This is a genomic window from Caballeronia cordobensis (genome assembly GCF_001544575.2).
GTDB lineage: Bacteria > Pseudomonadota > Gammaproteobacteria > Burkholderiales > Burkholderiaceae > Caballeronia > Caballeronia cordobensis.
In genome coordinates this window covers 387446-410342 of record NZ_FCNY02000007.1, presented here as the reverse complement: position 1 = coordinate 410342, position 22897 = coordinate 387446, and the positions used below count along the sequence as shown (strand labels likewise).

General features: G+C 63.0%; 18 protein-coding genes. 4 read left to right on the top strand and 14 right to left on the bottom strand.

Annotated features, from left to right (window positions below; translation table 11 throughout):
• Window positions 1-266: 266 nt before the first annotated feature.
• The 5 genes from AWB70_RS16390 to AWB70_RS16370 form a co-directional block, all read right to left on the bottom strand.
• Window positions 267-2210, bottom strand: coding sequence for a branched-chain amino acid ABC transporter ATP-binding protein/permease (locus tag AWB70_RS16390; RefSeq protein ID WP_053569212.1), 1944 nt, complete (start codon window positions 2208-2210; stop codon window positions 267-269).
• 10 nt (window positions 2211-2220) lie between these two features.
• On the bottom strand, window positions 2221-3093 hold the full coding sequence (locus tag AWB70_RS16385) for a branched-chain amino acid ABC transporter permease (RefSeq protein WP_053569211.1): 873 nt from the start codon (window positions 3091-3093) through the stop codon (window positions 2221-2223).
• 626 nt (window positions 3094-3719) lie between these two features.
• Window positions 3720-4928: an ABC transporter substrate-binding protein gene (locus AWB70_RS16380; RefSeq protein ID WP_374730242.1), complete on the bottom strand. Its 1209-nt coding sequence runs from the start codon at window positions 4926-4928 to the stop codon at window positions 3720-3722.
• Between the two features lie 273 nt (window positions 4929-5201).
• Entirely contained in the window at window positions 5202-5921 is a 720-nt protein-coding gene (locus tag AWB70_RS16375) for an anti-sigma factor family protein (protein ID WP_053569210.1), read from the bottom strand.
• The gene (locus AWB70_RS16370; protein ID WP_053569209.1) at window positions 5911-6582 is read right to left on the bottom strand and encodes an RNA polymerase sigma factor; all 672 of its coding nucleotides are present in this window, start codon (window positions 6580-6582) and stop codon (window positions 5911-5913) included. The genes AWB70_RS16375 and AWB70_RS16370 overlap by 11 nt, the downstream gene beginning before the upstream one ends.
• Before the next feature lie 306 nt (window positions 6583-6888).
• Here AWB70_RS16370 and AWB70_RS16365 point away from each other — a divergent pair, with 306 nt between their 5' ends.
• Together AWB70_RS16365 and AWB70_RS16360 are read left to right on the top strand one after the other, a co-directional pair.
• A complete protein-coding gene (locus AWB70_RS16365; protein ID WP_085952652.1) occupies window positions 6889-7878 on the top strand; it encodes a metallophosphoesterase family protein in 990 nt (329 codons plus the stop codon).
• Window positions 7875-8279, top strand: a complete 405-nt coding sequence (locus AWB70_RS16360) for a cupredoxin domain-containing protein (protein ID WP_014250792.1) — start codon at window positions 7875-7877, stop codon at window positions 8277-8279. Before AWB70_RS16365 ends, AWB70_RS16360 begins: the two co-directional genes overlap by 4 nt.
• A gap of 24 nt (window positions 8280-8303) precedes the next feature.
• On the opposite strand, the gene AWB70_RS16355 is transcribed toward AWB70_RS16360, so the two are convergent.
• The 3 genes from AWB70_RS16355 to AWB70_RS16345 form a co-directional block, all read right to left on the bottom strand.
• Window positions 8304-9398 (bottom strand): 4-hydroxyphenylpyruvate dioxygenase family protein, encoded by a 1095-nt coding sequence (locus tag AWB70_RS16355; protein WP_053569208.1) that lies wholly within the window; start codon window positions 9396-9398, stop codon window positions 8304-8306.
• Window positions 9399-9586: 188 nt separating this feature from the next.
• Window positions 9587-9835 carry a hypothetical protein gene (locus AWB70_RS16350; RefSeq protein ID WP_014250790.1) on the bottom strand — a complete coding sequence of 83 codons (249 nt, stop codon included), beginning with the start codon at window positions 9833-9835 and terminating at the stop codon, window positions 9587-9589.
• 47 nt (window positions 9836-9882) lie between these two features.
• Window positions 9883-10383 (bottom strand): lecithin retinol acyltransferase family protein, encoded by a 501-nt coding sequence (locus tag AWB70_RS16345; protein WP_053569207.1) that lies wholly within the window; start codon window positions 10381-10383, stop codon window positions 9883-9885.
• A gap of 474 nt (window positions 10384-10857) precedes the next feature.
• Between AWB70_RS16345 and AWB70_RS16340 the strand changes: the two genes are divergently transcribed.
• Both AWB70_RS16340 and AWB70_RS16335 read left to right on the top strand, forming a co-directional pair.
• Entirely contained in the window at window positions 10858-11190 is a 333-nt protein-coding gene (locus AWB70_RS16340; protein WP_045453833.1) for a hypothetical protein, read from the top strand.
• Between the two features lie 106 nt (window positions 11191-11296).
• Window positions 11297-12067 (top strand): PP2C family protein-serine/threonine phosphatase, encoded by a 771-nt coding sequence (locus AWB70_RS16335; RefSeq protein WP_053569206.1) that lies wholly within the window; start codon window positions 11297-11299, stop codon window positions 12065-12067.
• A gap of 7 nt (window positions 12068-12074) precedes the next feature.
• On the opposite strand, the gene AWB70_RS16330 is transcribed toward AWB70_RS16335, so the two are convergent.
• The 6 genes from AWB70_RS16330 to AWB70_RS16305 form a co-directional block, all read right to left on the bottom strand.
• Window positions 12075-13388 carry a sigma-54 interaction domain-containing protein gene (locus AWB70_RS16330; protein ID WP_014250786.1) on the bottom strand — a complete coding sequence of 438 codons (1314 nt, stop codon included), beginning with the start codon at window positions 13386-13388 and terminating at the stop codon, window positions 12075-12077.
• Window positions 13385-16444, bottom strand: coding sequence for a peptidase domain-containing ABC transporter (locus AWB70_RS16325; protein WP_014250785.1), 3060 nt, complete (start codon window positions 16442-16444; stop codon window positions 13385-13387). The genes AWB70_RS16330 and AWB70_RS16325 overlap by 4 nt, the downstream gene beginning before the upstream one ends.
• A 23-nt stretch (window positions 16445-16467) precedes the next feature.
• Window positions 16468-17220 carry a peptidylprolyl isomerase gene (locus AWB70_RS16320; protein WP_014250784.1) on the bottom strand — a complete coding sequence of 251 codons (753 nt, stop codon included), beginning with the start codon at window positions 17218-17220 and terminating at the stop codon, window positions 16468-16470.
• A gap of 73 nt (window positions 17221-17293) precedes the next feature.
• Window positions 17294-18667 carry a beta-barrel domain-containing protein gene (locus tag AWB70_RS16315; protein ID WP_014250783.1) on the bottom strand — a complete coding sequence of 458 codons (1374 nt, stop codon included), beginning with the start codon at window positions 18665-18667 and terminating at the stop codon, window positions 17294-17296.
• Window positions 18645-21191: an FHA domain-containing protein gene (locus AWB70_RS16310; RefSeq protein ID WP_053569288.1), complete on the bottom strand. Its 2547-nt coding sequence runs from the start codon at window positions 21189-21191 to the stop codon at window positions 18645-18647. Before AWB70_RS16310 ends, AWB70_RS16315 begins: the two co-directional genes overlap by 23 nt.
• 245 nt (window positions 21192-21436) lie before the next feature.
• Window positions 21437-22885, bottom strand: coding sequence for an efflux transporter outer membrane subunit (locus AWB70_RS16305; RefSeq protein ID WP_014250781.1), 1449 nt, complete (start codon window positions 22883-22885; stop codon window positions 21437-21439).
• Window positions 22886-22897: the final 12 nt, after the last annotated feature.

Sequence of the window (22897 nt, the reverse complement as noted above, 5' to 3'; positions counted from 1 at the left end):
AGCTATTTCGTGCTGAACCAGCGCGCTTCGCGCACTGGCTTGTCAGACCGTGCGCGATCCAAGCCCGATTGGGCCTACGAGGGCACTCTTTAGGCGAGTGCCACTGTGGGCTGGCAAGCATGGTCAAACTGCGTGTGACCGCGGGCCGTGACGAGCTGCTTTCTTTGCCTACTTTCTTTGCAGCAGCAAAGAAAGTAGGTGCCGCCCCGCACAGGGGCAGTGCCAATAGACCGACACGAAAACAGGATTCCACGAAACGAAAAAAATCAAACCGCCTCAGCCGTCTGCCCGCCCAAATAAGCCTCAATAACCTTCTCATTAGCCTGAATCTCGGAAGGCTTCCCTTCAGCGATTTTCTGCCCGAAGTCGAGCACCGACACCACATCACACACGCTCATCACCACATCCATATGATGCTCGATCAACACGAGGGTAATCCCGTGATTCCGCACCTTCCGAATGATCGCGACAAGCTCGCGAATATCCGGCGCGGTCAACCCCGCCGCAGGCTCATCGAGCAAGAGCAATTGCGGATCGAGCGCCAACGCACGCGCAATCTCGAGCAGGCGTTGCTTACCATAAGGCAGATTGCGCGCTTCCTCGCCAGCGACATTCTCAAGCCCCACGAAACGCAGCATATTGAAAGCCCGCTCGCGCGCCGCGCGTTCTTCACGGCGATATCGGGAACTCATCACCCCGACATCCGCGAGATTCGACTTGAACGTGTGATGCAATCCCACGAGCACATTCTCGAGCGCCGTCATCTCGCCAAAAAGCTGCACGTTCTGAAAGGTCCGCGCGATGCCCGATAGCGCAATCTTCGACGATGTACGCCCCGCAAGCGACTGCCCTTCGTATTCGATCGCGCCCGCGGTCGGCACATAGATGCCCGTCAGCACGTTCATCATCGTGCTCTTGCCAGAACCGTTCGGACCGATGAGGCCGTGAATCGTGCCGCGCTTCACGGTCAGGTTCACGTCGTTCAATGCCTTCAGTCCGCTGAACTGCATCAGCACGCCGCGCACGTCCAGGAGCGTGTCCGCGCCTTCCGTGGCGACCGCCGCAACCGCATCGTCCTGGCGGGTGTGGCTCGCGAGTTCATCGGTATCGACCTTGGTCACGCGCACGCGTCCGAGATTCAATGTCTTGCGCACGAAGCCCACGATGCCGTCCTGCAGGTAATACACCACGAGCAGAATCATCAAACCGAAGATGGTGAGCCGCCAGTCGGTCAACGCATCGATCCAGAACGAAAACGCGGCAAGTCCCGCCGTGCCGATGATCGGCACCGCCACGCGCTGCGGCGTCGTGGTCTTGCGCATGAGCGCGAGCGCCGCGCCCGCCACGACGACCACCGCCAGCGCCGTCGCCACCACGCGAAAGTTGGCGATGTCGTCGAGCAGCTTCGGCAACAGCACGATGACCGTCGAGCCGATGATTGCGCCGGTGCGCGTCTTGCGCCCGCCCATGATGATCGCGAGCAGGAACAGAATCGTCAGCTCGAAGTTATACGTGTTCGGCGAGATGTACTGCTCCGAGTACGAATAGAGGCATCCCGCAAGGCCCGCAAAACCCGCGCTGATCACGAAGGCATACACCTTGTAGCGATACACCGACACGCCCATGCAGTCCGATGCGATCGGGCTGTCGCGCAGCGCTTCGAATGCGCGCCCCAGATGCGACTTCAGCACGCGATGCACGACGATCAGCGACACCACGAGCATCGCCGCGACGAGCCAGTAATACTCCACTTCGTCGAGCTTGTGACCTGCGAACATCGGCTTCGGAATCTTGAGGCCCATCGGCCCGTTCGTCAGAAAATCCATCTCGTTGATGAGAATCTGGATGATCGTGCCGAACGCGAGCGTCACCATCGCGAGATAAGGGCCGGAGACGCGCAGCGCGGGCAAGGCGAGGATCGCGCCGAACGCCGCGGTGACGAGTATCGAAAGCGGCGCGGTGACATAGAACGGCATGCCGAGCTTCATGAAAAGCACGCCCGCCGTGTACGCGCCCACGCCGAACAAGCCGGCGTGACCGAGCGAAACCTGCCCCGTATAGCCCACCACGATATCGAGCCCGAACAACAGGATCGCGTAGATCATGATGGTTTCTACGAGGTGGATGTAGTACGGATTGCCCGATGCCACCGGAAAAATAAGCAGTGCGGCCAGTCCGATCAGCGCCGCGATCCAGTTCTTTGCTTTCATCGTCGCCGCCTCAGACTTTCTTGATCGCCGTCTTGCCGAAGAGACCTGCCGGTTTGACCGCAAGCACGATCAAGAGCAGCACGAGTCCCGGCACGTCTTTATAGCCGGTGGAAATATAGAAACCGGTCGTCGTCTCGGCGATGCCGAGGATCATCCCGCCGACGATGATGCCCATGCCGCTCGACAGGCCGCCGATGATCGCCACGGCGAATGCCTTGAGGCCCAGCACCGCGCCCATGGTCGCGCCGGTCAGCGTGAGCGGCGCGATCAAAACCCCTGCAAATGCAGCGGTCAGCGACGAAAGCGCGTACGAGAACGTGATGACGAGACCCGTGTTGATGCCCATCAGCGAGGCCGCATCGCGATCGTTCGCGGTGGCGACCACGGCCTTGCCGAAGATCGTCTTGCGGTTGAAGAATTCGACCGCGAGCATCATCACGACCGCGCCGCCGATGACGAGCAGTTCCATCGGCAGGACATTCGCGCCGAAGATCTTGAGCGGCGCTTCGGGCAAGGGCGACGGAAAGCGCAGATCGTCGCGGCCCCAGACGTTTTCCGCGACGTTCTTGAAGATGATGCCGAGCGCGATCGTCGACATGATCCAGCCGAACTCCGACTTGATCTTGATGGCGGGCCGCACCCCGATGCGCTCGACGAACGAGCCCTGCACGAGCCCGAAGAGACAGACGAGCGGGATCATCAGCCAGTAGTTGACGCCTGCCGACACGAGCGTGAGACCGACGAGCGCACCGAGCATCAGCGCATCGCCTTGTCCGAAGTTCAGCGTTCCCGATGTGGCGAAGGTGAGTTGATAGCCGAACGCGATCACGGCGTAGATCATGCCGAGGGCGACGCCGCTGTAGATGAGTTGAAGGAGAATCATCGGGGGCTTTCTGGGTGGCTGGGTTGGGGGTGCCTTGTGCTTCTGTGAAATCCTGAATTCTTGTCGGTCTATTTGCACTGCCCCTCCCCGGGGCGGGGGTAACTTTCTTTGCTGCTGCAAAGAAAGTCACCAAAGAAAGCAGCTTTGTCACCGCCCGCGGTCACACGCACGTTGGCCACTCTTCTCCTCCGGGAACGGTCCTCGCCTAAAGAGTGCCCCCATAGGCCCAACCGGGCTTGGATCGCGCACGATCCGTCGCTTCGCGCCGCTTAGCGAACTGGTGCAGCCATTTCAAGCTCCGGCCCGCTTCGCGGCCGATGGGTTTTCCTTGCATACCCGGCGGCAGCGCGTAGCGCTGTGCCGAAGCTATTTCGTGCTGAACCAGCGCGTTTAAGGTTATGGCTTGTCAGACCGTGCGCGATCCACGCCCGATTGGGCCTACGAGGGCACTCTTTAGGCGAGTGCCACTGTGGGCTGGCAAGCATGGTCAAACTGCGTGTGACCGCGGGCCTGAACGAGCTGCTTTCTTTGCCTACTTTCTTTGCAGCAGCAAAGAAAGTAGGTGCCGCCCCGCACAGGGGCAGCGCTAATAGACCAACACGAAAACGGGATCAGTCGAAAAAAAATCAATTAGAAGCAGTAGTCTGCTTCGTGCGCAACGTCCCGCCGCCCTTCTTATCGGCGTCATACGCAAAGATCACCCGCCCGCTCTTCACCTCGCCGATAACCGGCACATTCGGCGTAATAGCTTCGTGATCGGCCTTCGTAAAAGGCTTGTCATAGACCATCACCACGCCTTCCACCTTGCCGTTCAAATTCTCGAGCGCCGCCTTGACCTTCGGGCCTTCGGTCGTGCCAGCCTGCTTGATCGCCGCAGCAAGCAGATAGATCGAGTCATAACCCTGCGCCGCCGACACCGGCGAATCGATGCGATCGTTCTTCGGCTTGAACTCCTTCAGATACGCATCGATAAATGCCTTGCGCTTCGGCGTGTTCGCCTCCTGAATGAAAGTCTGCGGCATGCGCGCGCCTTCGCCGTTCGCGCCCGCATTGTCGATGTAGTTCGCCATCGACAGCGTCCACGATCCGATCAGCGGCACCTTCCAGCCGAGCTTGGCCATGCCGTTCGCAATCTGCGCGAGCTCCGGCCCAATGCCATACGTCAGCACGGCTTCCGCGCCCGCTTCCTTCGCCTTCAGCAACTGGGCCGTCATGTCGACGTCCTTGATGTTGAACTTCTCGACCGCAACGGGCTTCACGCCCTTCGCAGACAAGGCCTTCTCCAGATCTTCGCGCCCGAGCTGGCCGTAGTTGGTCGAATCGGCAAGAATCGCGACTTTCTTGAAGCCGCGCTTCGTGATGGCTTCTTCGACGATCATCGGCGCCTGAATGCGGTCGGCGGCCGAATTGCGGAACACGTAGTTATCCGGCTGATCGTCGAATTGCTTCGTCACCACCGTGCCGGTCGCGACGTTGTTGAACACGGGAATCTTCGCTTCCTGGAAAAAGCGCTGCGACGCAAGCGCCACGCCGGTGTTGATATAACCGACGACCGCGACGACCTTCTCCTTGTTGATGAGCTCCTGCGCGATCTGCACGCCGCGCTCGTTCTTCGCTTCGTCATCGCGCTCGACGAGCACGATCTGACGGCCAAGCACGCCGCCCGACTTGTTGATTTCGGCCGTGGCGAGACGCACGCCGTCGCGCATGCTGACACCCATGGAAGACGAACCGCCCGTGAACGGACCATCGACGCCGATCTTGATCGGATCCGCCGCGTGCGCCAACGAAAAAACGCCGAACGCGAGCGCGCTCGCGATGAGCTTCATCTGCATACCCATGTGTGTCTCCGTCGCTTTGAATCGTTAATCGTTATTTGACAGCCCATGCAACGTGGCTAAATGCCGGCACTGCTTTTTAAGCGCACCGTGCGTTATCGATTACATAGGTTGAGCGAGTTTAGAAAAATGTAAGGATATGACCATATTCGGACATACCCGAAGAGCACGAGCGTTAGCGCACGTCGGACGCCAGGCGCGAAAAAAAAGCGCGCGGCTATCCCCCGGAGGACGGCCGCGCGCAACCTTGCGCACTCCACGAACTCTTTTCTAGCGCGGCGCGCCCGTCTCGATCGCGTGTGCGAACTGACGCAATACCGCGCCCGACGCATCGGTGACGGCCCAGAACGTCATGCCGTCGTGATTCCAGCGCGCGAGCGCATAGCCGTCGTCGGACTGAGTGACCACCGGTTCCGTCTTCGCATCGCCTCGGCGTTCGGGAAACACATACACGTCGATCGGATGCTTCAGGTAGCGATACACCACGACCGCCACCGGCCGATGATCGATGTAGTCCAGCCGCCCGCCGACGAGCGCGAATCCCGGCCCGGCCGGGTCGATCACCGGCGGCGCGTAGTCGATGCGGCCGTTGAACCACGGCTTCACGGTGTGCTTGTCGCTCGACAGCACGTCGATCGGGCGATCCGACATCAGCGCGCGCACATGGCTCGACACGATTTCCTGCGCGATCGGCGAGCCGCCCGATCCCGGCGACACGAGCGGCGCCGCCTGGAACCACAGCATCGTGCCGAGCACGAGCGCGGAAAGCGTCGCGCCCGCGAACGCACCGCCGAAGAACGGCAAGGGCGCCGCGAACGGATTGCTCCAGCCACGCCGGGCACGCCGCGCCGGCTCGGACCTGCGCGCGTCCTCTTCGGCTTGCTCCCGCACGCGCGCCAGCACTTGCGCCCGCAAATGCACGGGCGCGCGCTGATAGAGCGAGCCATCGGTGAGCCTCGTATCGAGCGAGGCGGTGTCGTTATTTTCCATTTCCCGACTCCTCTGCATGTCCCGGTCCCGCGCGGCGCACGAGCCGCACGTTCGGCTTGTCCTGTCCGTTCTGCGCCGCGCGCACCGCCCCCGCCAGCATCTTGCGGCCGCGCGCGAGCCGCGACATCACCGTGCCGATCGGCACGCCGGTCACGGACGCCACTTCCTTGTAGCTCATGTCTTCCAGTTCACGTAACACCAGCACCTCGCGAAAGGCGATCGGCAGCGCCTCCAGCGCGCGATGCACCAGATGAACCTCGTCGCGGCGCACGGCCAGCGTTTCGGGATCGACCGCGCCTTCCTCCGACCAGCCCGGCAAGGCTTCGTCGCCGCCGAGTTCCTCGTCGTAGGGCGTCGCGTCCGCGAGTTGCACGCGCCGCCGCCACTCGGTGAACCACGTATTGCGCACGATCGCGAGCAGCCACGCACGCGCGTTCGCGTCCTCGCCGCCCTCGAATCCGCCGAAGAAACGGAAAGCGCGCAGATAGGCTTCCTGCACGACATCGTCGGCGTCGTTCGCGCTGCCCGAGAGCCAGCGCGCGAGGTTGTACGCGGCGTCCAGATGCGGCATGACGGCCGCCTCGAAGCGCGCGTGGGCCGCCCCGGCGTCCGACTTGCCGCCGCGCCCGGACTTGTCTTGTTTCGACCTGCTCTGCCACATCGCGCGGGTCTCCTTTCGACAACCACGTTCAGGAATCATCGTTCGGGCGCCGCCGCATGCCGGCTTTGCGCGCCTTCCCCTCCGATACTCCCGGCGCATCCGCTTTATTCCCGCGTACGTCGACGGATCGAAAAAATATCGCGGGAATAACCCGCCGTCATCGCCGGTTCGATGGACACAAGCCGCTGCGGCCTCGCTCACCGAGGCAAAGCCGCCGGCCTTGCGCCCATGCATCGAGCCGCCATGCGCGTGAATTTACCGATTCGAACGACAAGAACCGCGGCCGCCAACATCAGAGGAACTGCCATGAAACCCGATCCCACCTTCCTGCCGCCGGAGCAGGAACGCGACGAACTCGACGCGCACGGCCAGCGCCGCCGCACCGCACTCTCCTGCATGGCCTGGGCCGGCGCGGGCGTGATCTGGACCGTGAGCGGCGGCGTGCCCGTTTCGCGGCTGATTTCATCGGCGGAAGCGGCCGAGAAGACCAGTTCGTTCAGCTTCGTGCAGATCAGCGACAGCCATATCGGCTTCAACAAGGATCCCAACACCGAACCGGCGAGCACGCTCGAAGAAGCCGTCAACCGCGTGAGCGCCATGAAAAAGCGCCCCGCCTTCATGATCCACACCGGCGACATCACGCATCTGTCCAAGCCCGCGCAGTTCGACACCGCGACGCAGATCATCGACAAGGCGGGCATGGACGTGCATTACGTGCCGGGCGAACACGACGTGCTCGTCGAAGAAGGCAACGCGTTCTTCGAACGCTTTTCCGGCCAATACGGCAAAGGCAGCACCCGGCACTGGTACAGCTTCGATCAGGGCGGCGTGCATTTCATCGGCCTCACCAACGTGATCGATCTCAAAGGCGGCGGCCTCGGCTTTCTCGGCGATGCGCAACTCGCCTGGCTCAAGGCCGACCTGCAAGGCAAATCGAGCAGCACGCCGATCGTGGTGTTCGCGCACATCCCGCTGTGGGCGCTGTATCCGCAGTGGGGCTGGGGCACCGACGACAGCACGCAGGCGCTCGCGCTGCTCAAGCGCTTCGGCTCGGTGACGGTTCTGAACGGCCACGTCCATCAGGTGGCGCAAAAAGTGGAGGGGGAGATGCGTTTCTATTCGGCGATGTCCACGGCGTTTCCGCAGCCCGCGCCCGGCGCGGCATCCGGGCCCGGACCGATGAAAGTGCCGTCGGAGCAATTGCGCACCATGCTCGGCTTGCGCGAAGTCACGCACGTCGCGGGGCGCGAGTATCTGGCGGTCACGGACATGTCGCTCGCAGCGGGGCAATCATGATGATCGCAAGCTACCTCTCGCCCGACACTCTGCGCCCGCTCGCCGGCAAATTCCTGCGCAAGGCCGCGTTTGCGCTCGTCGTGAAAGGCGTCATCAGCGCGGCGATACCGGCGGCCTGCGCGCAGGAACCCGCGCAGCAGATCGCGGCGGTCAACGCGCCGACGGTGTCCATCGACAACTTCGCGTTCAACCAGGCGACGATCACCGTGCCGGCCGGCACGAAGGTGACGTGGGTGAATCACGACGACATGCTGCACACCATCGCCGATGAGGGCAAGAGCTTCAAGTCCGATCCCCTCGACAACGGCGAGAGCTATTCACATGTGTTCGACAAGCCCGGCACGTACAAGTACTTTTGCTCGCTGCATCCGCACATGACGGGCACGGTCGTCGTGCAATGAAGCCGTGCGCGAAGGCGCGCATAGTCAGCCGCGCGCCTTCGCGATCGCCGCGAGATTGCCCTCGCCGAAACCGTGATGCCCGCGGCGCTCGACGATCTCGAAGAACATGTCGCCGGGCTTGCGCTCGACGAAGGTTTGCAGGAAAAGCTGCGGCGCGCCGTCGGCGAGAATCTCGCCATCGACGAGAATGCCGCGTGCGCGCAGCGCGTTCGTATCGAGCCCGTGCCCCGGCAGGCGCTCGTCGATCTCGTCGTAATAGCGCGGCGGCGGCTGCAAAAAGCGCACGCCGCGCGCGAGCAAGGCATCGACGGAAGCGAAGATATCCGCCGATGCCAGTGCGATATGCTGCACGCCTTCGCCCGCATGATCGGGAAGATACTGTTGCATCAGGTCCGTGCGATACGTGCCTTCCTCGTACACCGGAATGCGAATCGAGCCGCACGGCGACAGCGTCACGGCCGAGTCCTGCGAGACGTGCCAGTCCGGATGCACCTGATGAATCTCCGAGAAGTGCAGCACTTCGCGGTAGAAATCGAGCCATTCCTGAATGCGGCCCGCGCCGACCGTCTGCGTGAAGTGATCCACTTCGAGCAGGCCGGCGCTCTGTGCGTCTTCGCTCGCGCCCGGAATCGGCCGGAAGTCGATGTCGTAGATCGACGTCTCGCCGCTGTTCTTGCCCGGCCAGTGATCGACGAAATAGATATGCGAATCGCCGATGCCCTGGATCGCCGGAATCGCAAGCTCGTTCGGGCCGATCTTCTCGCCCTCGAAATCCCATGCGCCGTATTCGAGCGCGCGCTCATGGGCGATCTGCGCATCGAGCACGCGAATGCCGATCGCGGCGATCCCCACGCCATGCGATTCGGCGAAGCGCGACGCGAACGAATCCGGTTCGGCGTTGAGGAGAAAATTCATGCTGCCCTGCCGGAACAGCGTCACCGCCTTGCTGACGTGCCGGGCGACCGGCACGAAACCGAGCGTGCCGAACAGCGAGGCGAGCCCTTCGGGATCGGGACTCGAAAACTCGACGAACTCCAGCCCCGCGATGCCGAGCGGATTGTCGCCGACGTTCGGATCGGGCATCGCGCGGGCGGGGGAAGAGGAGTCGGGCTGGGTCATCGGCAATACCTCGAAAATGGTCGATCTGGTTCACGGACGCAAAACTACCACGACCTGCCGTATCCGTGCGACCCGGCGACTGCATCGAACCGCCGCGATGGTCCAGCTAGATTAGCGGCAGCGGGATTGCCGTGTCAAAGCCGGGGAGCCCGACGCGCCCCGGCCGATCGCCGTCAAATCGTGACCGTTCAGGCGGCAAGGCGCTCCGCGCTCATCGACGGGCGCTTTGCCTGCGGCGGAAACACGTTCCAGGTGCCGTCGTCGTGGCGGAAGAAGATAATCGCGAGAGGGCCGCCCGGATGCTGCGCCTCGATGCAGACATAGCGCGCGCCGGTCACGTGCGAACGGCACAGACGCACGACGCGTGCCGGATGCGCCGGCGTCGGGGCGAGCCATTTGTCGACGGCCCAGTGCAACGAGTTTTCGGTGGTTTGCATGATGGTCTCCTCGCGATCGGATCTGAATGGACGGCTAGGCTTGAGGTTCAGGCTGCGAGCGCCGCGTTCATGCGGCGGCGGCGTTCGGCGGCGACATAGGCGCGAAACAGGCCCGTCACGGCGCGAACCGCGGCGCTCGGGTGGACGAAGCAGGCTTGCACTTGACGGCTGCGTGCGCGGCCGTCGAGGCACCACGTGACGAAGTGCTCGCAGTTGTTGGTCAGCAGGTGATAGTTGTCTTCGCCGAGGCGGCTGCGCGCGCGGCGCACCGCTTCCATGCCGACGAACTTCGCGGCCGGGTTCTGACGGATCGTGACTTCATGACCGGCGGCGAACTGTTCGACAGTGACTTCTTCCACCGGGCCGCGATGCAGCGACTTTGCGAAGCCCGCGTAGTGGATGACCATGCCGTTGCCGGCATAGACGCCGTGGTGTTCGTAGCCCGAGCGGCGCGTCACGAGTTCGGTGCCGAGCGCCGGTTCGTTGTCGAGCGAGAAACCGCAAGCGGGTTGCTGGTCGATCAGTCCGGATTGTTGGTTGGTTGACATGGCTGGCTCCGATTTTTCTCTGCTGGGCGCCAGGTGTTTGTTTGGCGCCGGGTTGCCATGTCATTTGCATCTTCCTTGCCAGGTTTGTTAAGCCATTGATTTATATACATTTAGCGCCGATCGAGAGCATTCCGCCGTGCCGTTGTGTTTTTGTTAAGCCAACAGATTTCGGCGGTGTTTGTCGGGTTCAGAGCGTCAGAAATGGAGGCATCGAAATCATGGCCGGACGGGCCGCTAAAAGCGCGCGGCCGTTCGATCGCCGAAGTGTTGGTTCGTCTTCGCTGCGCCAACATCGCCTGTTGGCGGTCATCCAACTGATGCGAAGCGAGGCGTTCTGAAGCGCGGGTCGCGCAAAGCCGCCACGACCCCACGCAGACGGCGATACGCCGAAAAGTCCGGAATGGACGGGCGTGTCGGCACGGGCCTTGCGTTGAATGCGGGCGTCCTGCTCACAGGCCCTTACGGAGAAACAACATGTGCGCCCTCACCATCAGCGATCTTCAGTACGACCGCGAGCTGGATCATGCGGCGATGTCGGCCATCGGCGGTGGAGGCGGCGCGCCGTGGGTGTTCGGCTGGATCGTGCCGTTCGTCGAGCGTCCGTCGGGCGGCGGCGGTGGTGCGTCGGCGGTGACGCTCATCGATGTCACCAACAACATCTATCAGGTCACCAACAACATCACGAACAACAACATCACGGTCGGCCAGATGGTCAATCAATTCCAGAGCGTCGCGGTCAGCAACACGGGGAACGGCGCGACGCTCACCGTCAATCCGAATTCGGTGGCGGGCAATCGCGCGGGTTGATGCCGTGCAGATCAAGATTCGTTTCAGGCGCGGCTTGGGTCACAATGAGCAGGACCCTCGGCGCGAGCCGTCCGACGCCGCGCCACCCGAAATTCCGGAGGTTGCCATGACCTTCAGCACCGAATTCCGCTGGACGTCCGCCGCCCGCACCGATACCGGCTGCGTGCGGCAGATCAATGAAGACGCACTGCTCGATGCACCCGAGCGCGGCTTGTGGGCCGTCGCGGACGGCATGGGCGGGCACGCGGTCGGCGATCTGGCGAGCCGCATGGTGATCGAGAGCCTGGCGAAGGCGGCGGGCGCGAACGGCCTCGCGAGCGTCGTCGCCGATGCCCGCACGCGGCTGCTCGACGTGAACGAGCGCTTGCGCGTGGAAGCGGCGCGCCGTCAGGTATCGCGCATCGGCAGCACGGTGGTGCTGCTCGCGGCGCGCGACGGCGCGTGCGCTTATCTCTGGGCAGGCGACAGCCGCATCTATCTGTTCAGGCAGGGCCGGCTGGTGCAGCTCACGCGCGATCACAGTCACGTCGAGGAACTGAAGGCGCGCGGTCAGTTGACGGCCGAGGAAGCGCTGCATCATCCCGCGCAGCATCTGATCACGCGAGCGGTCGGCGCACTCGACGTACTCGAACTCGACGAAAACACGCTCACCTTGAACGACGGCGATACGTTCCTGCTATGCAGCGACGGTTTGTCGAACGAGGTCAGCGAAGCGGAGATGGCGAGCGAACTCGCGCCGGGCAACTGCGAAGCGGCGGCGCAGCGGCTTCTGGAGATCGCGCTCGCACGCGGCGGGCGCGACAACATTTCGGTTGTGGTCGCGCATGCGGAGGATTTGATGGCGAGTGATAAGACGCAGGTGAATCCGTCTATTTGAAGGCGTGCTAGCCCCCCGCCTCCCGATTCTTCTGCGCCGCCGCCCGAAACTCCTTCGAATGCAGCCCATGCTTCTTCAAGAGCATCTGCAGATGCGACCGGTTCATCTCATACCGCCGCGCAAGCTCGGCGACCGTGCCGCCGGTCTCCTGCAATCCGCGCTCGAGGAACGCGCGCTCGGCCTCGTCGCTCGCCACGCGTTTCGCTTCCGCGAGCGAACTCGCCGTCGCAATGCCGTTGCCGCTCGCAGCCGGCCCGCCCATCGCCAGCGACAACGATGACTTCGGCCGGATATCCACCGGCAGATGATCGATGTCGGCCATATCGCCCGCAAGGCACGCGAGCCGGTACACCACGTTGCGCAACTCGCGGATATTGCCGGGATAGTCGTAGTTGCGCAGGAAATCGCGCAGCCTCGGCGACAGCTTCACCGGCCGACGCTTCAACGTCGCCGCCGCCTCGTCGCCGAAATAGGCGAGCAGCAGCGAAATCTCGTCGCGCCGTTCGCGCAACGCGGGCAGCGTCAGATGAATCACGCTCAGCCGGTAAAACAGGTCCTCGCGAAAGCGACCTTCGTCGCAGAACTTGCGCAGGTTGCGATTCGTCGCCGCGACGATGCGCGTATCGACCGCGATCGGCTCGTCGGAACCGACGCGCTGAATCTCGTGCGATTCCAGCACGCGCAGCAGCTTGACTTGCCCCGACAATGGCAACTCGCCGATTTCATCGAGAAAGATCGTGCCCGTGTGCGCGCTTTCGAACTTGCCCTTGCGATCGTTGGTCGCGCCCGTGAACGCGCCCTTGCGATGCCCGAATAGTTCGGACTCCAGCAGATTTTCCGGAATCGCGCCGCAGTTGACCGATATATACGGTTTGTCCGCGCGCGAGCCGTTCGCGTGAATGACCTTCGCCATCAGTTCCTTGCCGGTGCCGCTTTCGCCGTCGATCAACACGGGCAGATCCGTCGGCGCAGCTTTTTCCGCTATTTCCAGCGCTTCGAGCAGCTTCGGGTTATCGCCGAACGTGCCTTCGAACACGAAGCTGCGTTCGATCAGCGCCTGACGCCGTGCGCCCGCCGACAATTCACGCTTCGGCTCGGCGGCGGCCGCCTGCACGAAGCGCTCTTTGTGCGAAAGCTGCATGACTTCGTCGCGCAAGGTGCTCGCCTGCCGCAGCAGTTTTTCGATTTCGGGCCGCTCCAGCCGCGAGGTCCATCGAAGCGTCGAGCGCAAAATCTCGATCTTTTCGATGAGCCCCGCATACGAAATCGCCGATGACGCGGGCGCGCTGCTATCGCTTTCCGGTTGGTCGAGTATTTTCATGCTGCGCTCAGTTGCTTTTGCACGAGTTGGTAATACATGCCTTTTCTCGCGACGAGTTCGTCGTGCTTGCCCTGCTCGACGATACCGCCTTCGTACAGCACGAGAATCTTGTCGGCGCGCATGATCGTCGAAAGACGGTGCGCGATGATGACCGCCGTGCGCCCTTTCAGAATCTCCTGCATGTTGCCGAGAATATTGCTTTCCGATTGCGTGTCCAGCGCGGACGTGGCTTCGTCGAAAACGAGCAGGCGCGGATCGTGATACAGCGCCCGCGCAATGCATAGCCGTTGAATCTGCCCGCCCGAAAGCCCCACGCCGCGCTCGCCCACGACCTGCTCGTAACCGAGCGGCATCTTCGCAATGAAACCGTGCGCATCGGCCATCTTCGCCACTTCTTCTATGCGCCGCCTGTCGGGCGCTTCGTCGCCGCTCGCGATGTTATCCGCGATCGTCCCCGAGAACAGCAGATTGCTCTGCATCACATAGCCGATCTGCGCGCGAAAGAAGCCTTTGTCGACGACGTTGATGTCGTAACCATCGACGGTCATTTTCCCTTCGCTCGGCGCATAGAAACCGACGAGCAGTTTCGCGAGCGTCGTCTTGCCCGAGCCGCTGCGCCCGACGATCGCAATCAGTTCGCCCGGCTTGATATCGAAGCTGATGTTTTCGAGCACATAGGGCGCGTCGCCTTCGCCATAACGGAAGTACACGCCCTTGAAACTGATGTCGCCCTGCAGGTCCGGCAACATCACGCGCTGCTGCATGTCCTGAGGCTTTTGCTCCGGCTCGATGTCGAGCACGTCGCCGAGCCGCTCCATCGCCACGCCCGCATCGTTCAACAGGCTCCACAGATTGATGAGGCCCATCAGCGGCGCGAGCACGCTGCCCATGTATGCATTGAACGCGATCAGTTGCCCGATCGTGAGTTCGCGCGCGAGCACGAGATTCGCACCGACCCACAAGATGCCGATGGTCGTCGCCGCGTTCAGCAACTGGCTGCACAGGCCCACCGCGATATTGAAGCGCTGCGACTTGTACTGCACTTCCAGCGACTTCGCGTACTTCTTCTCCCACTTCAGCCGCACCGCCCGCTCGATGCCCATGCCCTTCACTGTTTCCACGCCGCCGAGCGCTTCCATCAGATAGGAACGCGCATCCGTTCCCGCGTTGAAGGTCTCGCGCGCGTTGTGCTTGATGCGCGGCGTCGCGAGCACGGTCAGCGCCATCATCGGGATCACGAATGCGATGAGCAACAACGTGAGCTTCACGTTGTAGAGGAACATGATCGTGAAGTAGATGAAGATCATCAGCAGGTTCAGCACGGTCGACACCGTCGATTCCGTGAGAAACGCGCGGATCGTGTGATTCTCCTGAAAGCGCGCGAAGACGTCGCCGGTCTTGCGCTTCGCGAAGAAGCCGAACGGCAGCGAGAACGTGTGCTTGAAGAACTGCGACATCATCGCGAAGTCCATGTTGCGGACCATGAAGTTCGCGAGATACGCGCGTATGGTGGTCATCAGTTGCGTGAAGAGACTCGCGATGACGAGCCCGCCGATCAGCACATGCAACAGGCTGATGTTCTGATGCACGATCACGCCGTCGAGAATGTTCTGGATGATGAGCGGCGGAATCACGCCCAGCACCTGAATCACGAAGGTCGCGAGAAAAAGATGCAGCAGGATCTTCTTGTACGGCTTCAGATAGCCGACGAAGCGCAGCCACGGCGAGCGCGACACGGCTTGCTGGGCGAGATCCTGGCCGGGCGTGAAAAGCAGGCAGGTGCCGCTCCAGCCGCGCTCGAATTCGCCGACGGTCATCTTCTTGAAGCCGATCGCCGGGTCCGCGACCCAGACGTTCTCGCTCGAAATACCGTAGATGATGATGTAGTGGTAGCCCTCCCAGTGCGCGATGAACGGCATCTCGAAGCCGCGCAGCGATTCGAACGTGCATTGCACGCCGCGCGTCGTGAAGCCGAGCGATTCGCCCGCGCGCGCAAGCGAATCGAGCGTCGCGCCCGATGTCGTCACGTTGGCGAGCTCGCGCAGCTTGCCGAGCGTCATGTTGATGCCGTAGTGCCGGCAGATCATCGCGAGGCAGGCCGCGCCGCAATCCATCTCTTCGGCCTGCTCCACCCACGCGAAGCGCTTGATCACGCGCTCGCCCAGTTCGGGCTTCGTGTGCAGATCGAGCATGGCGGGCAGCTTGCGCTTTTCCGCGATCTTCTTTTGCCGCTGCAATTCGCGCTCGGTGAAACGGATGCGTTCTTCGAGCACTTCGCGCAGCTTCACGTTGCGCTCGATGATGAAGTGCACCGTCTTCTCGGGAATCACGAGCAGGCGTGTATCGACGCTCGCAATGGCCGACGCCATCTGTTCCTGGCGCATCACGCAGGCCTTTTCGCCGAAGATCTCGCCGGGGCCGAGCGTCGCGAGTACGTGTTGCGCGCCACCCTCTTCGCGCACGATGCGCACTTCCCCCTGACGCACGACATAAAGACGCCGGTCGTCGCGCGAATCCTGCTTGAGAATCTCCTTGCCTTCGCCGACACGCTTCACGCCCACGCTGCGCACGCACTCTTCGAGTTCGGCGCGATCGAGCTTGCCGCGCAGATCGAAGAGCTTGGCGACGAAACCGCCCGCCGAATTGATCGCGACATAGCTCGTGACGAACGCGAGCGCCGCGGGATTCTTCTCGATCACAGGATCGATCGCGGTACGCGGGATATACAGCAGTTCCGTCTTGCCCGAGGAGCGCACCGACGACTCATGGCGGTAGTCGCGCAGCATCGCGATATCCGCGAAGGTCTCGCGCTCCTTCTTCACCCCCATGCTGATTTCCTTGCCGTGCTCCTCGGTGAAGATGCGCACGGAGCCCGCCTTCACGATATAGAGCCCGGCGGCCGCATCGCCCACATTGCACACGGTTTCGCCGAAGCCGAAGCGCCGCGACTCGGTGTGCGCCGCCAGATGCTCGATTTCCTCGCGCGTGAACGGCGAAAGAATCTCGACCGACGCAAGGAAGTCGGCGGGCGAATCAAGGCTCGATGGAGCGTCCATGTTTTATCGCGTGTCCGATGAGATCAGCGTGCTTCGATGACGTGCTCCTGCGCGCGCGCCATCATCCATTCCTCGCGCAGCAGGCGGCGGATTTCCGCGGACACGTCTTCGTCGAGCGCGGCGGGATACTTCGCCGTCACCGCGAAGATTTCATACGACGCGCCGTCCGCCGAGATGAACGGCCCGAGCAGGTCGCCGACTTCCGCGTTGAACACCTTGGCCTCGACTTCGGGCTTCATCTGCCCGCGCATCACGCGGCCGATCACGCCGCCCTGGTCGCGCGTGTCGGCCAGCGAATGCTCGCGCGCCATCTCGGCGAAGCTGTCGGGATCGTCGTTGAGATACGAGATCATTTCCTTCGCGCTGCCCTCGGTATCGAGCAGGATGTGGCTCACTTCGATGCTGTCGAACCGCGGCGAATTGAGCTGGAAATATTCCTCGACCTCGCGCTGCGTGCCCACCCGGTCGAGCATCTTCTCGTGATAGAGCGTGTCGGTGATGAAGACCTCGAACTCGTCGAGGCTCACGTGCAGCGCATCGAGGTAATTGTTCATGTCCGCCGCGCGATGCAGGCCGCGAATGCGGCGGAACTGATCCGCTCGATTCTGGATTTCGTCATCGCTCACGGCGACGCCGGATTTCTTCGCCGCGCGCACCGTGAGCTTGTCGCGCACGAGCTGCTCGATGAGACCATCGAACTGTCCGTTCAATTTCAATAACCTGATGAATTCGCCGACATCGACCACTTCGTCGTCGATACGCACAATCGCCGTCATGTCGTTCTCCGTTCGGTTCTAGGTTGAATTGCGCATCATCTTCGCGTTTGGGCGGGTACGTAACCCTCCCTCCTTATCCCGCCAGATTGCGGAACGGGTCGAGCCCGAGATCGATCAGGCGCCGCTCACGCACGACAATCTCGGCGCTCGCCGTCATGCCGTAACGCAGCGGATACTTCGTGTCCGCCACCTGATAGAAATCGCGATCGAGCGTCACGCGTCCTTCATACACCGGCTGCTTGGAGGTCGGGCTCGGCTTGGTCGCGGGCGATATGAACGCGAGCGTGCCGTCGATCACGCCATAACGCTGATACGGAAACGCGTTGAACTTGAGCTTCACGCGCTGCCCTTCGCGCAGGAACGCCCGGTCGTGCTCGGCGATCTCGATCTTGAGCACGGGCTTCGCATTGGCCGGCGCGATGCCGCCGAGCGGCGTGTTCGCCTGAATCTTGTCGCCGGGCTGCGTCGATGTCACGTCCGTGACCACGCCCGAAACGGGCGCGAGAATCAGCAGGAAATTGTCCTTGTCGATGTTCTCGAACTTGATGCGCGCGGCGGCATCCGCGACGAGACGCGCCGTCTGCAGTTGAAGGCGCAGCTTGTCTTCGGTGCTCGCCACTTCGCGCATCGCGGCTTCGTATTGCAGGCGCAGACTGGTCGCTTCCTGACCGCTCGTTTCGAGCTGGCGCTTGGCCTGCGTGAAATCGTGGCTCAGACGAAAGTCCAGTTCCGCGAGCCGCGATTGCTCGACGCGATACGCGCCGTCCGCTTCCAGATACGCATTGCGCTTCTGATCGACCTGCGCTTCCGCGATGCCGCCGCCGCCCGGCAGCGCAAGCAGGCGCTGGAAGCGGTCGAGTTCGACCTTCGCCGCATCGCGTGCGCGGCGCGCGTTTTCCAGCGTGCTGCGCGCTTCCTGCAACTGCGCCTTCTGGCCTTCCGCGAGCTTGCTGGTGCCTTCGGACACGCGCTGCTGATGCTGATGCTCCTCCACATCCATCTGATCCTTGAGCGCGGCGATCCTGCGCTCCATCAGGAGCTTTTTCTCGGGGAACTGCTTCCACTCGCGCTCGGCGTCGTCGAGCTTCAATTGCGCTTCGAGCGCGTTGGTCGCCGCCTCGATCGCGCCGCGCGCATTGAGCCGCGCGACCACATCGTCCTTGCGCACGGGCTGCCCTTCGGCGATGAAGAGATCCGCGAGCTCGCCGTCGATCGGCGCATAGAAGCGCCGCACTTCGGATTCCGGCGCGAGCGTGCCTTGCGCCGTGACCATCACGTCGGCATGACCGACGAACGACCACACGAGCGCGGACGCGACCAGCGCGACCATGGCGACGACGAGCCCCTGCGTGACCCTGGCCGGCTCGGCGGTGAGTATTGCGATGCCTTCGGCGCCGTGCTCTCCGAGCGCCTCCGACAGCGGCTTAAGGTGTCCGTCTCGCTTCACTGCTCGTGCCTCCGCCGATCAGACTCAGCTTTGTGTTGAGAAGCCCCGGTTCGAGCACCATGCGCAGGTCCTGCAGCGAACGCCGCTGCAAGTCCGCTTCGGTGTCGATCTCACTGGCGAGCGCGGACCACTTCGCCGTCGCGCTGTCCGCCTTCACTTGCCTGAAGATGCGCATGCCGCGCGTCGCCGCATCCTGCGCATCCGTCAGAAGCCGCGCCTGCGTCCTGAAGGTATCCGAGACGCCCGATTCGAGCCGCTGCGATCCGCCAATGCCGCCGTTCGTCCGATACTGCTGCCACTGCGTCTGCGCCTGCGCCATCAAGCTCTGCGCGCGGCCGATCGCGCGGTCTTTCAGCGCCGCGACTTCAGGCGCGAGCGCTTTCGCGTAGAACGTATCGGCGTCCAGATCGAGCGTTTCGTAGAACGAGAGCAGCGCATCTTCATAGCCTTTCGAGCCGCGCGCCTTCTGCAGGTCGGCGTACTGCGCGGCCACGGCCTTCTTGTGCGCGAGTTCCTTCTGCACCATCGGCGACCACGTTCCCTGCGGCAGCTTTTGCAGCGCGTCGATGGCCTGCGCGCTCTGGCCGCGATTCCACGCATCGGCAACGGTCGCGTATTGCGCGAGCACCTCCGGCGGCGGCAACTGGCCCGCGCTCATCTGCCTGAATTTTTCCTGGAACGGCGGCGTCGAGAACGTGGCCTTGCCCGCCGCGCCCGCGAGCGGCGCGAGGCTCGTCCCGGCGAGCCCGCGCCGCAGGACCGTATACGCGTCGAGATCGGCGCGCACGCGATCGAGGCCCGCGAGGCGCGGATACTTGTCCGCGTATTCCTTCAGCGTCGCGCCGATCGCATCGGCATCGTCCTGAGCGAGACTCTTGGCGATGCTCGCATCGAGCCGGTCGATGGCCGCGAGATACACGGAGTCGTCGCTTTGCAGCTTGCGCAGATGGCTCAGCGCGAGCGCATACGGATCGCGGAATTCGGGCACATAGCCCGCGATGCGGTCCAGATCGCGCTGATGCCCCGAGGCATCCGCTTCCCAGTGCTTCAGAATCGCGCCGATGCGCGGCTCGTCGCCATACATGCGGATCGGCGCTTCGGCGCCGCCGCGGCTCATCACGAAGCTCTCCAGCTTGCCGACCCATTCGAGTTCGTCGATGAGCGAATGCACGTCGGCGTTGTGCTCGGCGAGCGTGCGCATTTGCGCGATGATCGCGTCCGCGCTCGCGAAATCGCCCTTTTTCAAGGCCGCGAGCCAGCGCGGCACGTTCGACTTGAGCACGGCCTCGGTGTTTATCGACGCGAACTGCGCGCTGCCCGGATGCGTCTTCAGATAGTCGTTCGTGACCGACGCCGCCTCGCCGAATTCACCGCTCGCCATGAGCGATTTCGCCTGACGTTCCGGCGTGCCGCTATAGAAGAGCGCCGCGCCGCCCGCAACGAGCACGGCCAGCACGCACGCGCCGATGATGCGCGTGCGCCGCGCGGCGTGCGGATCGTCGCTTGCGAGCGCACGGCGCAATTCGCCGACGAAAAGCGCGAACTTGCCGCGCTTCGCCTGCCGCTTCGTCTGCCCCGCCTCCTGCCGTTTCTCTTCGGCGGGCGCCGGCTGCGCTTCCTCATTGACTTCGTCCTCGCGCGCCGCGGCCTGATCGACGCAGAAGATATCGAGGAACGAATGCGCCGAGCCGACGAAGGTGGTCTTGTCGCTGTCGAGTTCGTCGCGATGATCGTGACTGGAGGGCGCCGCCGCCTGCGCCACCATTTCGGTGAGCGTCGATTCGCCCTCGTCGCCGTGCAGTTGCACCTTGTACGCGAAGTGCGTGCCGCCGAACGCGAGCGTATCGCCATTGTTCAGTTCGACCGCCGACGCGCCGAGGCGCTCGCCGTTGACGAACGTGCCGTTGGTGCTGCCGAGATCCTCGACGAAAGGCGAGCCGCCCTTGATGAACACATGCGCGTGCCGCCGCGACACGTAGTTCACCTGATGCGGATACTGCTCGCGATAGCGCGCGAACGTGTCATCGGTCTTGCTGACGAGAAACGGAAACTGCGCGAGTTCGATCGGATGCAGACCGATGTCGTCGCGTTGCGGCGTGAGCGTGATGCCGACCGGCCTCGGCGCATCGAGACGGCGCGTGCGCGGCGCGAATTGCGTGCGGTACGAGAGCCGGTTGCCAAACGAAATGATGTCCCCGCTGCGCACGCGCGCCGGCGTTTCGCGCACGGGCGTGCCGTTTACCGCAGTGCCGTTCTTGCTGCCGAGATCGGCGATATAGACGAACCCGTGCTCGATGAAGATGCGCGCATGGCGCCGCGAAAGCTGCGCGACGGCTTCCGGCGGGCTCGTGTCGAACGGCGCTTCCGCACGCCCGATCGCGAACAGATTTTCGTCGATGCGGATTTCCGTGAGCCTGTCCGCCAGTTCGCGGGCAAGCTCGGGGTGCGGGGCGGGCTTCAGAATGACGTCGAACGCCTCGCCCACGCTCGGCTGTTGTTCCGCTACGGAAGCGCCTTGAGCCATGTCCATGTCACGAGGTACGTCCAGCCGCTGCCGCGCACGCGTCAGAGGAACGCCCGGCAAGTCCGGGCGCATGGACAGGTTGGACCGCGCCGTCATCGACGTCATTGGGAACCGGCGGCTGTTGAGAGTTTAAGTCACGCATCGTCGTAGTCAATCGGGCGGCACCGGCGCATTGCGCCATGAAATAGCGATTTGAAACGATCGTTAGTTCTTCATATGATTGCAGTCACTATTCATGGAGCGCTTCACTTCAAGCCGTCCTTGCTCACGGCCTGCACGTCCACCGTCGGCCAGCCGCCGCCGAGCGCCTTATACAGCGTCACGGTGTCGGAAAGAATCTGCTGATGATTCGCGAGCAGCGCGAGTTGCGCGGCGAGCAGCGTGCGTTCCGTCTCGAATACCTGAAGCTGCGAAATCACGCCCTCTTTCAGTTGCGCGTCGATCTGCGCGGCCACCACGCTCAACTGATCGACTTCCTGTTGCAGCTCGACGCGCTGCTTCATGTGCGAGTCGAGATTGACGAGCGCATTCTCCACTTCCTCGAACGCATTCATCACCGTGCTGCGGTATTGCTGTTCCGCGACGCCGGTCTGCGCTTCGGTCGTCTTCACGCGTGCGCGCACGGCTGGATCGAGAATCGGAATATTGATGCTGGGCACGAAGCTCAAGGTGAACATCTTCAGCAGATCGGTCAGTTGAAAGCTCGCCGAGCCCGCGCGTCCGGTCAGATTGATGGTCGGCAGTTGCGCGAGCTTCGCCTGGCCGACGAGGTCATACGCTTCGAGCACGCGATATTCGGCCGCGATCAGATCGGGACGGCGCGCCAGCAATTGCGACGGCAGCCCGCTCGGCACCGGCGGCGGCTGCACGCGCTTTTGCAGCTTGCCGTCGGGCATCTTGAATTCGCCGGCGGGCACGCCGATCAGCGTCGAAAGCGCGTTGTTGGCGAGATCGCGCGCGCGGCGCAGTTCGAGCAGCTCGCGCGTCAGGCGGTTGAGTTCCGCGCGTTGCGTCAACACCTGCGTCTTCGGCACGAGACCGTTCTTCTGCATGCCTTCGAAGATCGTCAGGATCTGCTGGTTGGTCGCGATGGTCTGCTTCTGTTGCTGGATCTGGTCATCGAACTGGAGAATCTGGAAGTACGTCGTCGAAACGAGCGCGACGAGTTCGAGATAACCCGCGCGCCAGTCGGCCTCGGTCGCGCGGAATTCGGCCTTCTGCGCCTGCACGCCCTTCTCCACCGTGCCCCAGATGTCGATGTCCCAGCTAACCTGCGTGGCCAGGTTGTATTGCTTGGAGAACTGCTGGCCGGTCGTCTTCTCGAAGCTCGCGCCCGCGCCGAGATCCATCGACGGCAACGCGCCCGCGCGCGCCTCGCCGATCTGCGCGCCCGCCACCTGAATGCGCGCGGCCAGCACCTTGATATCGAAGTTGCTGCTGATGGCCTTCTCGACGAGCGAGTCGAGATACGGGTCCTGGAACTGCTTCCACCAGTCCGGCTGGATGGTGTCGGCGGGAGCGACCTTGGGCGCATCGATCTTCGAGAAGGATGTTTTCTCGGGCGTGTCGGGGCGCTGATACGTCGGCACCTTCGTGTCGATGCAGCCGGCGAGCAGCGCGGCCGCGGCCAGCGCCGGCAATACGGTCCATTTTCGCTCGATGGCGACGCGCAACGATGGCAACAAGGCTTGCACGATCTCGCTCCC

Bases quoted from the DNA above. Each gene is read 5' to 3' on its own strand.
- AWB70_RS16390 (WP_053569212.1), bottom strand. From the start codon at position 2,210: ATGAAAGCAAAGAACTGGATCGCGGCGCTGATCGGACTGGCCGCACTG.
- AWB70_RS16385 (WP_053569211.1), bottom strand. From the start codon at position 3,093: ATGATTCTCCTTCAACTCATCTACAGCGGCGTCGCCCTCGGCATGATC.
- AWB70_RS16380 (WP_374730242.1), bottom strand. From the start codon at position 4,928: ATGCAGATGAAGCTCATCGCGAGCGCGCTCGCGTTCGGCGTTTTTTCG.
- AWB70_RS16375 (WP_053569210.1), bottom strand. From the start codon at position 5,921: ATGGAAAATAACGACACCGCCTCGCTCGATACGAGGCTCACCGATGGC.
- AWB70_RS16370 (WP_053569209.1), bottom strand. From the start codon at position 6,582: ATGTGGCAGAGCAGGTCGAAACAAGACAAGTCCGGGCGCGGCGGCAAG.
- AWB70_RS16365 (WP_085952652.1), top strand. From the start codon at position 6,889: ATGAAACCCGATCCCACCTTCCTGCCGCCGGAGCAGGAACGCGACGAA.
- AWB70_RS16360 (WP_014250792.1), top strand. From the start codon at position 7,875: ATGATGATCGCAAGCTACCTCTCGCCCGACACTCTGCGCCCGCTCGCC.
- AWB70_RS16355 (WP_053569208.1), bottom strand. From the start codon at position 9,398: ATGACCCAGCCCGACTCCTCTTCCCCCGCCCGCGCGATGCCCGATCCG.
- AWB70_RS16350 (WP_014250790.1), bottom strand. From the start codon at position 9,835: ATGCAAACCACCGAAAACTCGTTGCACTGGGCCGTCGACAAATGGCTC.
- AWB70_RS16345 (WP_053569207.1), bottom strand. From the start codon at position 10,383: ATGTCAACCAACCAACAATCCGGACTGATCGACCAGCAACCCGCTTGC.
- AWB70_RS16340 (WP_045453833.1), top strand. From the start codon at position 10,858: ATGTGCGCCCTCACCATCAGCGATCTTCAGTACGACCGCGAGCTGGAT.
- AWB70_RS16335 (WP_053569206.1), top strand. From the start codon at position 11,297: ATGACCTTCAGCACCGAATTCCGCTGGACGTCCGCCGCCCGCACCGAT.
- AWB70_RS16330 (WP_014250786.1), bottom strand. From the start codon at position 13,388: ATGAAAATACTCGACCAACCGGAAAGCGATAGCAGCGCGCCCGCGTCA.
- AWB70_RS16325 (WP_014250785.1), bottom strand. From the start codon at position 16,444: ATGGACGCTCCATCGAGCCTTGATTCGCCCGCCGACTTCCTTGCGTCG.
- AWB70_RS16320 (WP_014250784.1), bottom strand. From the start codon at position 17,220: ATGACGGCGATTGTGCGTATCGACGACGAAGTGGTCGATGTCGGCGAA.
- AWB70_RS16310 (WP_053569288.1), bottom strand. From the start codon at position 21,191: ATGGCTCAAGGCGCTTCCGTAGCGGAACAACAGCCGAGCGTGGGCGAG.